This window comes from Streptomyces sp. NPDC102274 (assembly GCF_044766385.1).
Lineage (GTDB): Bacteria > Actinomycetota > Actinomycetes > Streptomycetales > Streptomycetaceae > Streptomyces.
In genome coordinates, this window is sequence record NZ_JBIWLW010000016.1 from 125,440 (window position 1) to 137,897 (window position 12,458).

The 12,458-nt window shown below is 70.1% G+C and carries 14 protein-coding genes; 13 read left to right on the forward strand and 1 reads right to left on the reverse strand.

Annotated features, from left to right (window positions below):
• Window positions 1-66: 66 nt before the first annotated feature.
• The 8 genes from lepB to ACIRQP_RS22325 all read left to right on the forward strand — a co-directional run bounded on the left by lepB (window position 67) and on the right by ACIRQP_RS22325 (window position 6,762).
• The gene (gene lepB / locus ACIRQP_RS22290) at window positions 67-837 is read left to right on the forward strand and encodes a signal peptidase I (RefSeq protein ID WP_403892727.1); all 771 of its coding nucleotides are present in this window, start codon (window positions 67-69) and stop codon (window positions 835-837) included.
• A gap of 70 nt (window positions 838-907) precedes the next feature.
• Entirely contained in the window at window positions 908-1,384 is a 477-nt protein-coding gene (locus tag ACIRQP_RS22295) for an NUDIX hydrolase (RefSeq protein ID WP_403892827.1), read from the forward strand.
• 54 nt (window positions 1,385-1,438) lie between these two features.
• A complete protein-coding gene (locus tag ACIRQP_RS22300; protein WP_014675276.1) occupies window positions 1,439-1,747 on the forward strand; it encodes a DUF2469 domain-containing protein in 309 nt (102 codons plus the stop codon).
• Window positions 1,748-1,919: 172 nt separating this feature from the next.
• The gene (locus ACIRQP_RS22305) at window positions 1,920-2,297 is read left to right on the forward strand and encodes a YraN family protein (RefSeq protein ID WP_403892729.1); all 378 of its coding nucleotides are present in this window, start codon (window positions 1,920-1,922) and stop codon (window positions 2,295-2,297) included.
• Window positions 2,297-3,922 (forward strand): YifB family Mg chelatase-like AAA ATPase, encoded by a 1,626-nt coding sequence (locus ACIRQP_RS22310; RefSeq protein ID WP_403892731.1) that lies wholly within the window; start codon window positions 2,297-2,299, stop codon window positions 3,920-3,922. The genes ACIRQP_RS22305 and ACIRQP_RS22310 overlap by 1 nt, the downstream gene beginning before the upstream one ends.
• Window positions 3,805-5,061: a DNA-processing protein DprA gene (gene dprA / locus ACIRQP_RS22315; protein ID WP_403892733.1), complete on the forward strand. Its 1,257-nt coding sequence runs from the start codon at window positions 3,805-3,807 to the stop codon at window positions 5,059-5,061. Before ACIRQP_RS22310 ends, dprA begins: the two co-directional genes overlap by 118 nt.
• Window positions 5,062-5,306: 245 nt before the next feature.
• The gene (gene whiG / locus ACIRQP_RS22320) at window positions 5,307-6,143 is read left to right on the forward strand and encodes an RNA polymerase sigma factor WhiG (RefSeq protein ID WP_403892735.1); all 837 of its coding nucleotides are present in this window, start codon (window positions 5,307-5,309) and stop codon (window positions 6,141-6,143) included.
• Between the two features lie 79 nt (window positions 6,144-6,222).
• A complete protein-coding gene (locus ACIRQP_RS22325) occupies window positions 6,223-6,762 on the forward strand; it encodes a TetR/AcrR family transcriptional regulator (protein WP_403892829.1) in 540 nt (179 codons plus the stop codon).
• Window positions 6,763-6,818: 56 nt separating this feature from the next.
• On the opposite strand, the gene ACIRQP_RS22330 is transcribed toward ACIRQP_RS22325, so the two are convergent.
• On the reverse strand, window positions 6,819-7,517 hold the full coding sequence (locus ACIRQP_RS22330) for a M23 family metallopeptidase (protein WP_403892737.1): 699 nt from the start codon (window positions 7,515-7,517) through the stop codon (window positions 6,819-6,821).
• A 284-nt stretch (window positions 7,518-7,801) separates the two neighbouring features.
• Here ACIRQP_RS22330 and rpsB point away from each other — a divergent pair, with 284 nt between their 5' ends.
• The 5 genes from rpsB (at window position 7,802) to ACIRQP_RS22355 (ending at window position 12,354) form a co-directional block, all read left to right on the forward strand.
• Entirely contained in the window at window positions 7,802-8,731 is a 930-nt protein-coding gene (gene rpsB, locus ACIRQP_RS22335) for a 30S ribosomal protein S2 (RefSeq protein ID WP_403892739.1), read from the forward strand.
• A gap of 93 nt (window positions 8,732-8,824) precedes the next feature.
• Entirely contained in the window at window positions 8,825-9,661 is an 837-nt protein-coding gene (tsf, locus tag ACIRQP_RS22340; RefSeq protein ID WP_403892741.1) for a translation elongation factor Ts, read from the forward strand.
• Between the two features lie 158 nt (window positions 9,662-9,819).
• Window positions 9,820-10,599: a UMP kinase gene (gene pyrH, locus ACIRQP_RS22345; protein WP_403892743.1), complete on the forward strand. Its 780-nt coding sequence runs from the start codon at window positions 9,820-9,822 to the stop codon at window positions 10,597-10,599.
• Between the two features lie 127 nt (window positions 10,600-10,726).
• A complete protein-coding gene (gene frr / locus ACIRQP_RS22350; protein WP_030351725.1) occupies window positions 10,727-11,284 on the forward strand; it encodes a ribosome recycling factor in 558 nt (185 codons plus the stop codon).
• The gene (locus ACIRQP_RS22355; protein WP_403892745.1) at window positions 11,284-12,354 is read left to right on the forward strand and encodes a phosphatidate cytidylyltransferase; all 1,071 of its coding nucleotides are present in this window, start codon (window positions 11,284-11,286) and stop codon (window positions 12,352-12,354) included. The genes frr and ACIRQP_RS22355 overlap by 1 nt, the downstream gene beginning before the upstream one ends.
• Window positions 12,355-12,458 lie beyond the last annotated feature (104 nt).

Genomic DNA, 12,458 nt, shown 5'->3' on the forward strand with positions numbered 1-12,458 from the left:
AACGGTGCAGTGCACGGTGGAGTGCACGTCGGAGTGATCGTTCTCCGGAACGGGGGGAGTGCTGGGATGAGCGGAACAGGACGAGCGGAACGTTCGAACGGCGGCCACGGCCGCCTCGGCAGTGTGCTGTCGGGGCTGGTCGTGGCCGTCGGCTGTGTGCTCTTCCTCGGCGGGTTCGGGTGGGGAGCCGTCGAGTATCTGCCGTACACCGTCCCGACCAATTCGATGGACCCGACCGTGAAGGCCGGTGACCGGGTGCTGGCGCAGCGGATATCCGGCGACGAGGTGCGCCGCGGCGACGTGGTGGTCTTCAAGGACGTGGACTGGGCCAATATGCCGATGGTGAAGCGCGTGGTCGCGGTCGGCGGCGACAAGATCGCCTGCTGTGACGCGGACGGCCGGCTCACCGTCAACGGCACGGCGATCGAGGAGCCGTACGTACAGGGAATGATCGGCGGGCGGGCGTCCTCGACCGATTTCGACGCGACCGTGCCCGAGGGGAAGCTGTTCCTGCTCGGTGATGAGCGCAGCGGTTCGCTGGACTCCCGGGTTCATCTGGAGGACGCGGGGCAGGGTTCGGTGCCGCGCTCGGCGGTCGACGCGCGCGTCGATGCCGTGGCCTGGCCGCTGGGCGGGGTGATCGAACGGCCGGCGGGCTTCGCGGCGCTGCCGGGCGGGGTGTCCGGGCCGGGGCCGGTGCGGCTGATCGTGGTGGCGGTGGTGACCGGGGCGCTGCTGATCTTCGGCGGGGCGGCGTACGGGCCGATCGCCCGGAGGTTCTCAAAGCCGCGGAGCGGCCGCGGGATCGGTGAAGGGGTGTCCGCCGGTGTCCGCTGAATCCGCTGGGACCGGCGAGTCGGCTGGGTCGGCCGGATCGGTCGGGGCCGTCGAGTCGGGTGGACGAGCGCTGCGGAAGGTGGCGCGGGTGGTGCTGCTGGATCCGGAGGACCGGATTCTGCTGTTGCACGGATACGAGCCCGGTGATCCGGACGACGACTGGTGGTTCACGCCCGGCGGGGGTCTGGAGGGCGACGAGACCCGGGAAGAGGCCGCGCTGCGCGAGCTGGCGGAGGAGACGGGGATCACACAGGTGGTGCTGGGGCCCGTGTTGTGGCGCCGGACCTGTTCCTTCCCGTTCGACGGGCGCCGCTGGGATCAGGATGAGTGGTACTTCCTGGCACGTACGACGCAGACCGAGACGTCGGCCGAGGGGCTGACCGAGCTGGAGCTGCGAAGTGTCGCGGGGCTGAGGTGGTGGACCTCCGCCGAACTGTCGGCAGCGCGTGAGACGGTGTATCCGACCAGGCTCGCCGAGCTGCTGCGCACGCTGCTCGACGAGGGTCCTCCGGGTGCGCCGGTGGACCTCGCCCCCGAGAGCGTCTAGGGGCGCGAGGGCCGGAGCACAATAGGGGGACGTACGGCTGAAGGGGAACATGCCATGAGCGCCGAGGACCTCGAGAAGTACGAGACCGAGATGGAGCTGAAGCTCTACCGGGAGTACCGAGATGTCGTCGGTCTGTTCAAATACGTGATCGAGACCGAGCGACGCTTTTATCTCACCAATGACTACGAGATGCAGGTGCACTCGGTGCAGGGTGAGGTCTTTTTCGAGGTCACGATGGCGGATGCCTGGGTCTGGGACATGTATAGGCCGGCCAGGTTCGTCAAGCAGGTACGCGTGCTCACGTTCAAGGACGTGAATATCGAGGAGCTGAACAAGAGCGACCTCGAACTCCCCGGCGGCTGAAGAGCGTGATCGGGCCGGGAGCCAGGAGCCCGGGAGCCGGTGTGAAGCTGGGGGCCGGTGTGCGGGGGCGCCACGAACGAGTGAGCGAGTTTTCCACAACCGCCGGGTTGTCCACCAAGATCCACTAGCTTCGGGCGATCGCGTCAGAGTCGGTACCGGAGGTGGTGCCGGAATGAACGCGACGGGGGCACTGGGGCGGTACGGCGAGGATCTGGCGGCGCGGCGGCTGGCCGACGCGGGGATGATCGTGCTGGCGCGCAACTGGCGGTGCGGCAGGGTCGGCGAGATCGACATCGTGGCCCGCGACAAGGACAGCGGGGGCCGGGACGTGCTGGTCGTCTGCGAGGTGAAGACCCGCAGGGCCGGCTGGTTCGAGCATCCGATGGCCGCGGTCACGCCGGTGAAGGCGGAGCGGCTGAAACGGCTCGCGTACTGCTGGCTGGAGCGGTGCGGCGGTCCGCCGCCTGGCGGGGTGCGTATCGATCTGATCGGTGTGCTGCTGCCCGGCCGGGGCGCTCCCGTGGTCGAGCACGCCCAGGGGGTGGCCTGATGGGGTTCGCGCGTGCGTGCTCGGTGGCGCTGCTGGGCGTCGAGGGTGTGGTGGTCGAGGTCCAGGCGGACCTGGAGCCCGGAGTGGCCGCCTTCACCCTGGTGGGGCTGCCCGACAAGAGTCTCGTGGAGAGCCGCGACCGGGTGCGGGCGGCCGTCGTGAACTCCGGGGGCGAGTGGCCGCAGAAGAAACTCACGGTGGGGCTGAGCCCCGCCTCCGTGCCGAAGAGCGGCAGCGGCTTCGACCTGGCCGTGGCCGCCGCGGTGCTCGGGGCCGCCGAACGGATCGATCCCGGGGCCATCGCCGATCTGGTGCTGATCGGGGAGCTCGGCCTGGACGGACGGGTCAGGCCGGTGCGCGGGGTGCTGCCCGCTGTGCTCGCGGCGGCCGAGGCCGGCTATCGCCAGGTCGTCGTCCCCGAGCAGACCGCGGGGGAGGCTTCCCTGGTGCCGGGGGTGTCGGTCCTCGGGGTACGGACCCTGCGCCAGCTCATCGCCGTACTGACCGACGCGCCGGTGCCCGAGGAAGCGCCGGAGAGCGCGCGGGGGCGTCCCGACGCGATGCTCGCGGGGCTGATGGTGCCCGGCGCGGGGGTGGGCACCGGTCTGGCGGCGGGCGGCGGGACGGGCGACGGACACCGGCCGGATCTCGCGGACGTGGCCGGCCAGGAGGTGGCCCGTACGGCGCTGGAGGTGGCCGCAGCGGGCGGGCACCATCTGCTGCTCCACGGACCGCCGGGGGCGGGGAAGACGATGCTGGCGGAGCGGCTGCCCGGCGTCCTGCCGCCCCTGACCGGGCAGGAATCCCTGGAAGTCACCGCTGTGCACTCGGTGGCCGGCATGCTGCCGCCCGGCGAGCCGCTCGTCCGTACCCCGCCCTACTGCGCACCGCACCACTCGGCGACCATGCAGTCCCTGGTCGGCGGCGGGAACGGGCTCCCGCGGCCGGGCGCGGTGTCGCTGGCCCACCGAGGGGTGCTTTTTCTCGACGAGGCGCCGGAGTTCTCGGGCCGGGCACTGGACGCCCTGCGGCAGCCGCTGGAGTCAGGCCATGTGGTGGTGGCCCGCAGCGCCGGGGTGGTACGGCTGCCGGCGCGGTTCCTGATGATCCTCGCGGCCAACCCCTGCCCGTGCGGGCGGCACACCCTGGTCGGGGCGGCGTGTGACTGCCCGCCCTCGGCGATCCGCCGCTACCAGGCCCGGCTGTCCGGGCCGCTGCTCGACCGGGTCGATCTGCGGGTCGGCGTCCAGCCCGTCCACCGCGCGGATCTGCTGGGGCAGGGCGGCAGGGGCGAGACCACGGCGGCGGTGGCCGCGCGGGTACGGGACGCCCGGCAGCGGTCGGCGGCCCGGCTGGACGGCACGCCGTGGACGGTCAACAGCGAGGTGCCCGGCCATGAGCTGCGTACGCGCTGGCCCGTCGCCCCCGGAGCGCTCGCGGCGGCCGAACGCGATCTGGAGCGTGGCCTGCTCACCGCGCGCGGCTTGGACCGGGTACTGCGGGTGGCATGGACGGTCGCGGACCTCGCCGGGCGCGCCCGGCCGGAATCGCGCGATGTGGCCCTGGCGCTGGAGCTGCGTACCGGCGTCGCCCGGGGTGCGGCGGTGGCCGGAGCGGCGTCATGACCTCCGTCGCCGCGGGGGAGCGGCTGGCGCGGGCCGCGCTCACGCGGATCCTGGAGCCGGGGGACGAGTGCGGCGGACGGTGGCTGCGGAGGTACGGGGCGGCCCGGCTGCTGGAGCTGCTCACCTCACCGGATGCCGGACCGGAGAGGCTCACCGAGATCGGTGAGCGGCGGCTCGGCGGCTATCGGATACGGGCGACCACGGCCGACCCCGAGCGCGATCTGGCGGCGGTCAGCGCGCTCGGCGGCCGGTTCGTCTGCCCCGGCGACCGGGAGTGGCCCAGCCAGCTCGACGATCTGGAAGCGGCGGCGCCTATCGGGCTGTGGGTGCGCGGCGCCGCGGATCTACGGCTCTGGTCACTGCGCTCCGTCGCGGTGGTCGGCGCCAGGGCGTGTACTCCGTACGGGGCACATATGGCGGCGAGTCTGGGCTCGGGTCTGGCGGAGCGCGGCTGGGTGGTGACCTCCGGTGCGGCGTTCGGGGTGGACGGCGCGGCGCACCGCGGTGCGCTGGCGGCTGACGGTGCCACCGTGGCCGTACTCGCCTGCGGGGTCGATGTGGTTTATCCCCGCGGTCACACGGAGCTGATCGGACGCATCGCCGAACAGGGCCTGGTCATCGGTGAATTACCGCCGGGCGACCATCCCACCCGCAGCAGGTTCGTCCTCCGTAACCGCGTGATCGCCGCGCTCACCAGAGGGACTGTCGTGGTGGAGGCGGAGTACCGCAGCGGATCCCTGGTCACCGCGCGCGACGCGCGGCGGCTCGGCCGCTTCACGATGGGCGTGCCCGGCCCCGCCACCAGCGGCCTCTCGGCGGGTGTGCACGAACTGCTGCGCGGTGAGGGAGTGCTGGTCACGGACGCCGCGGAAGTAGTCGAGCTGGTGGGCGACATGGGCGAACTGGCACCGCTGCGACGCGGCCCCGTACTGCCCAGGGATCTGCTCGACCCGGTCAGCGCACGGGTTCTGGAGGCGCTGCCCGCGCGGGGAGCCTCGCGGGGGCCGGAGATCGCGCGCGGCGCGGGCACGACCACGGACGAGGCGCTCGGCAGATTGTACGAACTGCACTCGTTGGGGTTTGTCGAACGGCGTGGCGACGGCTGGCAGTTGGCCGCCGCGCGGCGAGGCGGTACTTGACCTGGGGCATTCGGGTGAAAAGGTGATGCGAATGACCCCTGTCTCTCGATCGGTGACACACCGGGGGCCGGCGCGAGCGGCGTCGGCCCCGGATCGAAGGTGTGGTCGACGCCGTCCGTCGAGGCGAGTGCGGGCGCCGGTTCCTCGCTCAGCGCGACGCTTCAGTCACGCTACGCTCACCTGCATTCCGGCCACCGAGACAGATGTCCTCCCGCACTTCACAGCAGAACGGCTCAAGGCAACGCATGCCCCAGCACACCTCCGGGTCTGACCGCGCGGCGGCGCCCCCTGCCGCCCGGAGCGGCGTGCGGCCCCCCGCGCCCTCGTCGCTCGACGAGTTGTGGCGGTCGTACAAGACCACGGGCGACGAGCGGCTGCGCGAGCAGTTGATCCTGCACTACTCGCCCCTGGTGAAGTATGTGGCGGGCCGGGTGAGCGTGGGGCTGCCGTCCAATGTCGAGCAGGCCGACTTCGTCTCCTCCGGGGTCTTCGGTCTGATCGACGCGATCGAGAAGTTCGACATCGAGCGGGCCATCAAGTTCGAGACCTACGCGATCACCCGTATCCGCGGCGCGATGATCGACGAGCTCCGGGCCCTGGACTGGATCCCGCGCTCCGTACGGCAGAAGGCCAGGGCCGTCGAGCGCGCCTACGCCACGCTGGAGGCCCAGCTGCGGCGTACGCCCTCGGAGCCCGAGGTCGCCGACGAGATGGGGATCGCGCTGGAGGAACTGCACGCGGTTTTCAGCCAGTTGTCCCTGGCGAACGTCGTGGCGCTGGAGGAGCTGCTGCATGTCGGCGGCGAAGGCGGTGACCGGCTCAGCCTCATGGACACCCTGGAGGACACCGCCGCCGACAACCCGGTGGAGGTCGCCGAGGACCGTGAGCTGAGACGGTTGCTCGCGCGGGCCATCAACACCCTGCCCGACCGGGAGAAAACCGTCGTCACGCTCTACTACTACGAGGGTCTCACGCTCGCCGAGATCGGCCATGTCCTCGGGGTGACCGAGAGCAGGGTCAGTCAGATCCACACAAAGTCCGTGCTGCAACTGCGGGCGAAGCTGGCCGACGTCGGACGCTGACGCTGTGCCGCCGCCCGCTCATCCGTAGAGTGGAGGCGTGCCCAGGATTCGAGCGGCCTCCGTGGCCGAGCACCGGACGATGCAACGAGGCGCCCTGCTGGACGCGGCGCGCTCCCTCCTGTCCGAAGGCGGTACGGACGCGCTGACCTTCCCCGCACTCGCCGAGCGCACCGGCCTCGCCAGGTCCTCCGTCTATGAGTACTTCCGCTCGCGCGCCGCCGTCGTCGAGGAACTGTGCGCCGTCGACTTCCCGGTCTGGGCGGCCGAGGTCGAGGCGGCCATGGCCGGGGCGGAGACGCCCGAGGCCAAGATCGAGGCGTATGTGCGCCGTCAGCTCGCGCTGGTCGGGGACCAGCGGCACCGCGCGGTGGTCGCCATCTCCGCGAGCGAGCTGGACGCCGGAGCCCGGGAGAAGATCCGTGCCGCGCACGGCGGTCTGATCGCCATGATCGTGGAGGCTCTCGGCGAACTGGGCCACGAACAGCCCCGGCTCGCCGCCATGCTGCTCCAGGGCGTCGTGGACGCGGCGGTCAGACGTATCGAGCTCGGCGCGACCGAGGCGCCTCCGGAGATCGCCGAGGCGGCCGTCTCCATGGCGCTGCGCGGCGTACGGGGCTGACCTCCGGGCGCGTACGCCGGCGGATGCGCCGTCGGTGCATCGCGCGCCCCGCTGGACTAGGGTGTGTCTTCAAAGTCCCGCCTGCCCGGCGGTGCTTTGAAGACACGCCCTGGCTCAGGCCCCGGCTCGGGAACGCCGAAGACCGGCAGAAGCCGTGACGGGCCCCGGCGCAGCAGCTCGCGGGGCAGCAGGGACAGCGGGTTCAGATAGACCGCACCCCGCAGCAGACCCCAGTGCAGACACCCCGGCGCGCAGTGGGACGGGCCGCCCGTCACCGTGGCGACCCGCCGGCCCGCCGTCACCTCGTCCCCTTCGGCGACGAGAGGTGACACCGGTTCGTAGGTCGTCCGCAGCGGCGGATCACCCGTACCGGACAGCGTGATCGAGAGCACCCCGCGCCCGGCCACCTGCCCCGCGAAGGAGACCCGGCCCGAGGCCGCCGCACGGACCGGCGCCCCGACGGCCGCGGCCAGATCGACGCCGCGATGACCGCGACCGTACGCCGTGGCGGGTGGCTCCCAGCCCCGCAGCACCGCCGGACGCGAACCCACGGGCCAGGCCCGGCCCTCACCGCTGCCACGCGTCTGCGCGGCCACCGCCTCCTGAGGCGCCCACAGCCCGAGCGGCGCCGGGACGGCAGCGGGGAGGACGGCAGCGGAGAGTGCGAGCAATATGTGAAGAAGGAATACGTGAAGAAGGAAAAGGAATACGTGAAGTGGGGCGAGGGTGCCGATGCGGCTACGGACAGTGTTCATGCGGTCCACGGTCCCGCATGAGAGCCCCAGCGCGCTGATCATGAACGGGATCTGTGGAGTACCGACCAGTTGTGGACAGCGCCGTCACCCAGAGGTGCGAAGGTCCCGTACACTTCTTGTGGCGATCCGGGTCACCGGGTCGACTTCGCACGCCCCGCCATCGGCCCCTTCGCGCCGATGTCAGCGCTTCTCGGTCTCGGACTTCCGTGGCACAGCGCATCGGGGCGTCAGGCGCGACTGCCGTCCGGCGGACGCGACAACCGAGTATCTCAAGGAGTACGGCCATGGCCGTCGTCACGATGCGGGAGCTGCTGGAGAGCGGCGTCCACTTCGGTCACCAGACCCGTCGCTGGAACCCGAAGATGAAGCGCTTCATCTTCACCGAGCGCAACGGCATCTACATCATCGACCTGCTCCAGTCGCTGTCGTACATCGACCGCGCCTACGAGTTCGTCAAGGAGACCGTCGCGCACGGCGGCTCCATCATGTTCGTCGGTACGAAGAAGCAGGCCCAGGAGGCCATCGCCGAGCAGGCGACGCGCGTCGGCATGCCCTACGTCAACCAGCGCTGGCTGGGCGGCATGCTCACCAACTTCTCCACCGTCTACAAGCGCCTTCAGCGTCTGAAGGAGCTTGAGCAGATCGACTTCGAGGACGTGGCCGCCTCCGGCCTCACCAAGAAGGAGCTGCTGGTCCTCTCCCGCGAGAAGGCCAAGCTGGAGAAGACCCTCGGTGGTATCCGCGAGATGCAGAAGGTGCCCAGCGCCGTCTGGATCGTGGACACCAAGAAGGAGCACATCGCTGTCGGTGAGGCGCGCAAGCTCCACATCCCCGTCGTCGCGATCCTCGACACCAACTGTGACCCCGACGAGGTCGACTACAAGATTCCGGGCAACGACGACGCGATCCGCTCCGTCACCCTGCTCACCCGTGTGATCGCCGACGCCGTCGCCGAGGGACTCATCGCCCGTTCCGGTGTCGCCACCGGTGATTCGAAGCCGGGCGAGAAGGCCGCCGGCGAGCCGCTCGCCGAGTGGGAGCGCGACCTGCTCGAAGGCGAGAAGAAGGACGACGCCGAGAAGCCGGCCGAGGCCGAGGCCGAGGCCAAGGCCGAGGGCGACGTCCAGACCTCCGCCGAGACGGAGAAGGTCGCCGACGCGGAGCAGGCCGAGGCCCCCGCCGAGGCTCCGGCCGCGGACACCGAGCAGGCCTGACCTTTCCCAGGTTCGGTAGTTGACGGCGGGGGCCCACCGGCCCCCGCCGTTCACCCGTAGATCCTTCAGACCTTCGAGAGAGAATTACAGATCATGGCGAATTACACCGCCGCTGACGTCAAGAAGCTCCGTGAGCTCACCGGCGCCGGCATGATGGACTGCAAGAAGGCGCTCGACGAGGCCGACGGCAACGTCGACAAGGCCGTCGAGCTTCTCCGCGTCAAGGGGCAGAAGGGCGTCGCCAAGCGCGAGGGCCGTTCGGCCGAGAACGGCGCCGTCGTCTCCCTCATCTCCGAGGACAAGACCTCCGGCGTTCTGGTCGAGCTGAAGTGCGAGACGGACTTCGTCGCCAAGGGTGACAAGTTCCAGACCGTCGCCAACACGCTCGCGGCCCACGTCGCCGCGACGTCCCCGGCCGACCTCCCGGCGCTGCTCGCCTCCGAGATCGAGGCCGGCAAGACCGTCCAGGCGTACGTCGACGAGGCGAACGCCAACCTGGGCGAGAAGATCGTCCTGGACCGCTTCGCGCAGTTCACCGGCGGTTACGTGGCCGCCTACATGCACCGCACCATGCCCGACCTCCCGCCGCAGGTCGGCGTCCTCGTCCAGCTGGACAAGGAGAACGCCGAGGTTGCCAAGGACGTCGCGCAGCACATCGCCGCCTTCGCCCCGAAGTACCTCAGCCGCGACGAGGTCCCGGCCGAGACTGTCGAGAACGAGCGCCGCGTGGCCGAGGCCACCTCGCGCGAGGAGGGCAAGCCCGAGGCCGCTCTGCCGAAGATCGTCGAGGGTCGTGTCAACGGCTTCTTCAAGGACGTCGTCGTCACGGAGCAGGCGTTCGCCAAGGACAACAAGAAGTCCGTCCAGAAGGTCCTGGACGAGGCCGGTGTCGCCCTGACGCGCTTCGTGCGCATCAAGGTCGGCGTCTGAGGCTGTACGCGATCAACCAAAGACCCCGATAGGGTCTGACGCAGTCGTCCGGGTACTTGTCGGGCGGCCGCAGATCTGACGAGGAGGCCATTGCCGCACAGGGAACCGCGAGGACCCCGGCAATGGCCTTCTTCGTATGCGCACGAGGAGAGATCTCCATGGAACAGGCCGACACAAGCGACGACGGCAAGAAGAGCGACGACGGCAGGAGCCACGGCCACGGCCGCTTCATGCTGAAGCTGTCCGGTGAGGCGTTCGCCGGACGGGGAGCGCTCGGCGTCGACCCCGATGTCGTCCACGCCATCGCCCGCGAGATCGCCGCCGTCGTCCGGGACGGCGCCCAGATCGCGGTCGTCATCGGCGGGGGCAACTTCTTCCGGGGCGCCGAACTCCAGCAGCGCGGCATGGACCGGGCGCGCTCCGACTACATGGGCATGCTCGGCACGGTCATGAACTGCCTCGCCCTCCAGGATTTCCTGGAGAAGGAGGGCATCGACTCCCGTGTCCAGACCGCCATCACCATGGGCCAGGTCGCGGAGCCGTACATCCCCCTCCGCGCCGTGCGCCACCTGGAGAAGGGCCGCGTCGTGATCTTCGGCGCGGGTATGGGCATGCCGTACTTCTCGACCGACACCACGGCCGCCCAGCGCGCGCTGGAGATCGATGCCGAGGCATTGTTGATGGGGAAGAACGGGGTCGACGGGGTGTACGACTCCGACCCCAAGACCAACCCCGCCGCGGTCAAGTTCGACGCCCTGGAGTACGGCGAGGTGATCGCCGGAGATCTGCGCGTCGCCGACATGACCGCCATCACGCTGTGCCAGGACAACAAGTTGCCGATCCTCGTCTTCGAATTGCTGAAGGAAGGCAATATCGCGCGTGCGGTCAAGGGTGAGAAGATCGGCACACTCGTGAGCGACCAGGGCACCCGGAACTGATCCGGGGCTGTCCCGCACGGGAATGGACAAAGCCCTGCCGGTCGGACACCGTGCAGGACAAGACGCGACGCAGGTTCCGCCGGCCGATTCGCACGCCGGGCCCACTCAAGACACGCAGGAGCAAGTGGTGATCGAAGAGACCCTCCTCGAGGCCGAGGAGAAGATGGAGAAGGCCGTCCTGGTCGCCAAAGACGACTTCGCCGCGATCCGCACAGGGCGGGCGCACCCGGCGATGTTCAACAAGATCGTGGCGGACTACTACGGTGCCCTGACCCCGATCAACCAGCTCGCCTCGTTCGCCGTGCCCGAGGCGCGGATGGCCGTGGTGACCCCGTTCGACAAGAGCGCGCTGCGCAATATCGAGCAGGCGATCCGCGACTCCGACCTCGGCGTCAATCCGAGCAACGACGGCAACATCATCCGGGTGGTGTTCCCCGAGCTGACGCAGGACAGGCGCAAGGAGTTCATCAAGGTCGCCAAGACCAAGGCCGAGGACTCGAAGATCTCGATCCGCGCGGTCCGCCGCAAGGCCAAGGAGACCATCGACAAGCTGATCAAGGACGGCGAGGTCGGCGAGGACGAGGGCCGCCGCGCCGAGAAGGAGCTCGACGACACCACCGCGAAGTATGTCGCGCAGGTGGACGAGCTGCTGAAGCACAAGGAAGCCGAGCTGCTCGAGGTCTGATGAACGACTCTTCCCGGGGAGCCTCGTCGACAGCCGGATACTGGGGACCGACCGACCCGGGGGCTGTCCCGGCGGGTCCCGCATACGATGAGCATCCCGCACAGCAGACTCGGCCCATGCCCATCGTGCCCGACGGACCCGCTGACAGCGGGAACCAGGATGACGACCGGGGGGCTGCTCGGCCGGGCGGCCCCCTGTTCCGTGACGAGACTCCGCAGGAGCCCATGGCAGCCCCTCCGCCACCCCCGCCGAAGAAGCGGGCCGGACGTGATCTGCGTGCGGCCATAGGGGTCGGTATCGGGCTCGGCGCGGTGGTCGCGGCCTCGCTCTTCATCGTCAAGGCCGTCTTCATCGGCGTCATGGCGGTCGCGGTGGTGATCGGGCTGTGGGAGCTGACCTCACGGCTCGACGAGAAGAAGGGCATCAAGGCACCGCTCGTGCCGCTGGCCGTCGGCGGCGCCGCGATGGTCGTCGCCGGATACGCGCGGGGGGCGGAGGGCGCCTGGGTCGCGATGGCCCTGACCGCGCTCGCGGTGCTGATCTGGCGGATGACGGAACCGCCGGAGGGCTATCTCCGAGATGTCACGGCGGGTGTCTTCGCCGCGTTCTACGTACCGTTCCTGGCCACCTTCGTCGCGATGATGCTCACCGCGCACGACGGTCCGTGGCGGGTGCTGATGTTCCTGGTGCTGACGGTCGTCAGCGACACGGGCGCGTACGCCGTCGGCTGGCGCTTCGGCACGCACAAGCTGGCGCCCCGTATCAGCCCCGGCAAGACCAGGGAGGGGCTGGCCGGAGCAGTCGTCTTCGCGATGGCGGCCGGTGCGCTCTGCATGGAGTTCATGATCGACGACGGGGTCTGGTGGCAGGGACTGCTGCTGGGGCTCGCGGTCGCGGCCAGTGCCACCCTCGGTGATCTCGGCGAGTCCATGATCAAGCGGGATCTCGGCATCAAGGACATGGGCACCCTGCTGCCGGGCCATGGCGGGATCATGGATCGGCTGGACTCCCTGCTGCCCACGGCTCCGGTGGTCTGGCTGCTGCTGGTGCTCTTCGTGGGCTCCGGCTGAAACCACTCCCGGCACGGTTGGCCCGTCGTGGCACTACCCGCACCGGTTACCCTGAAAGGGCTCGCCGCTCACGGGTGGCGGGCCCTTTTGAGCCCCGCGGCTGT

What these genes read in the sequence shown, in the direction of transcription:
- ACIRQP_RS22310 (WP_403892731.1), top strand. Translation starts at nt 2,297, where the DNA reads ATGGGGTTCGCGCGTGCGTGCTCGGTGGCGCTGCTGGGCGTCGAGGGT.
- lepB (WP_403892727.1), top strand. Translation starts at nt 67, where the DNA reads ATGAGCGGAACAGGACGAGCGGAACGTTCGAACGGCGGCCACGGCCGC.
- ACIRQP_RS22305 (WP_403892729.1), top strand. Translation starts at nt 1,920, where the DNA reads ATGAACGCGACGGGGGCACTGGGGCGGTACGGCGAGGATCTGGCGGCG.
- ACIRQP_RS22330 (WP_403892737.1), bottom strand. Translation starts at nt 7,517, where the DNA reads ATGAACACTGTCCGTAGCCGCATCGGCACCCTCGCCCCACTTCACGTA.
- whiG (WP_403892735.1), top strand. Translation starts at nt 5,307, where the DNA reads ATGCCCCAGCACACCTCCGGGTCTGACCGCGCGGCGGCGCCCCCTGCC.
- pyrH (WP_403892743.1), top strand. Translation starts at nt 9,820, where the DNA reads ATGGAACAGGCCGACACAAGCGACGACGGCAAGAAGAGCGACGACGGC.
- dprA (WP_403892733.1), top strand. Translation starts at nt 3,805, where the DNA reads ATGGACGGTCGCGGACCTCGCCGGGCGCGCCCGGCCGGAATCGCGCGA.
- ACIRQP_RS22325 (WP_403892829.1), top strand. Translation starts at nt 6,223, where the DNA reads ATGCAACGAGGCGCCCTGCTGGACGCGGCGCGCTCCCTCCTGTCCGAA.
- tsf (WP_403892741.1), top strand. Translation starts at nt 8,825, where the DNA reads ATGGCGAATTACACCGCCGCTGACGTCAAGAAGCTCCGTGAGCTCACC.
- rpsB (WP_403892739.1), top strand. Translation starts at nt 7,802, where the DNA reads ATGGCCGTCGTCACGATGCGGGAGCTGCTGGAGAGCGGCGTCCACTTC.
- ACIRQP_RS22300 (WP_014675276.1), top strand. Translation starts at nt 1,439, where the DNA reads ATGAGCGCCGAGGACCTCGAGAAGTACGAGACCGAGATGGAGCTGAAG.
- ACIRQP_RS22355 (WP_403892745.1), top strand. Translation starts at nt 11,284, where the DNA reads ATGAACGACTCTTCCCGGGGAGCCTCGTCGACAGCCGGATACTGGGGA.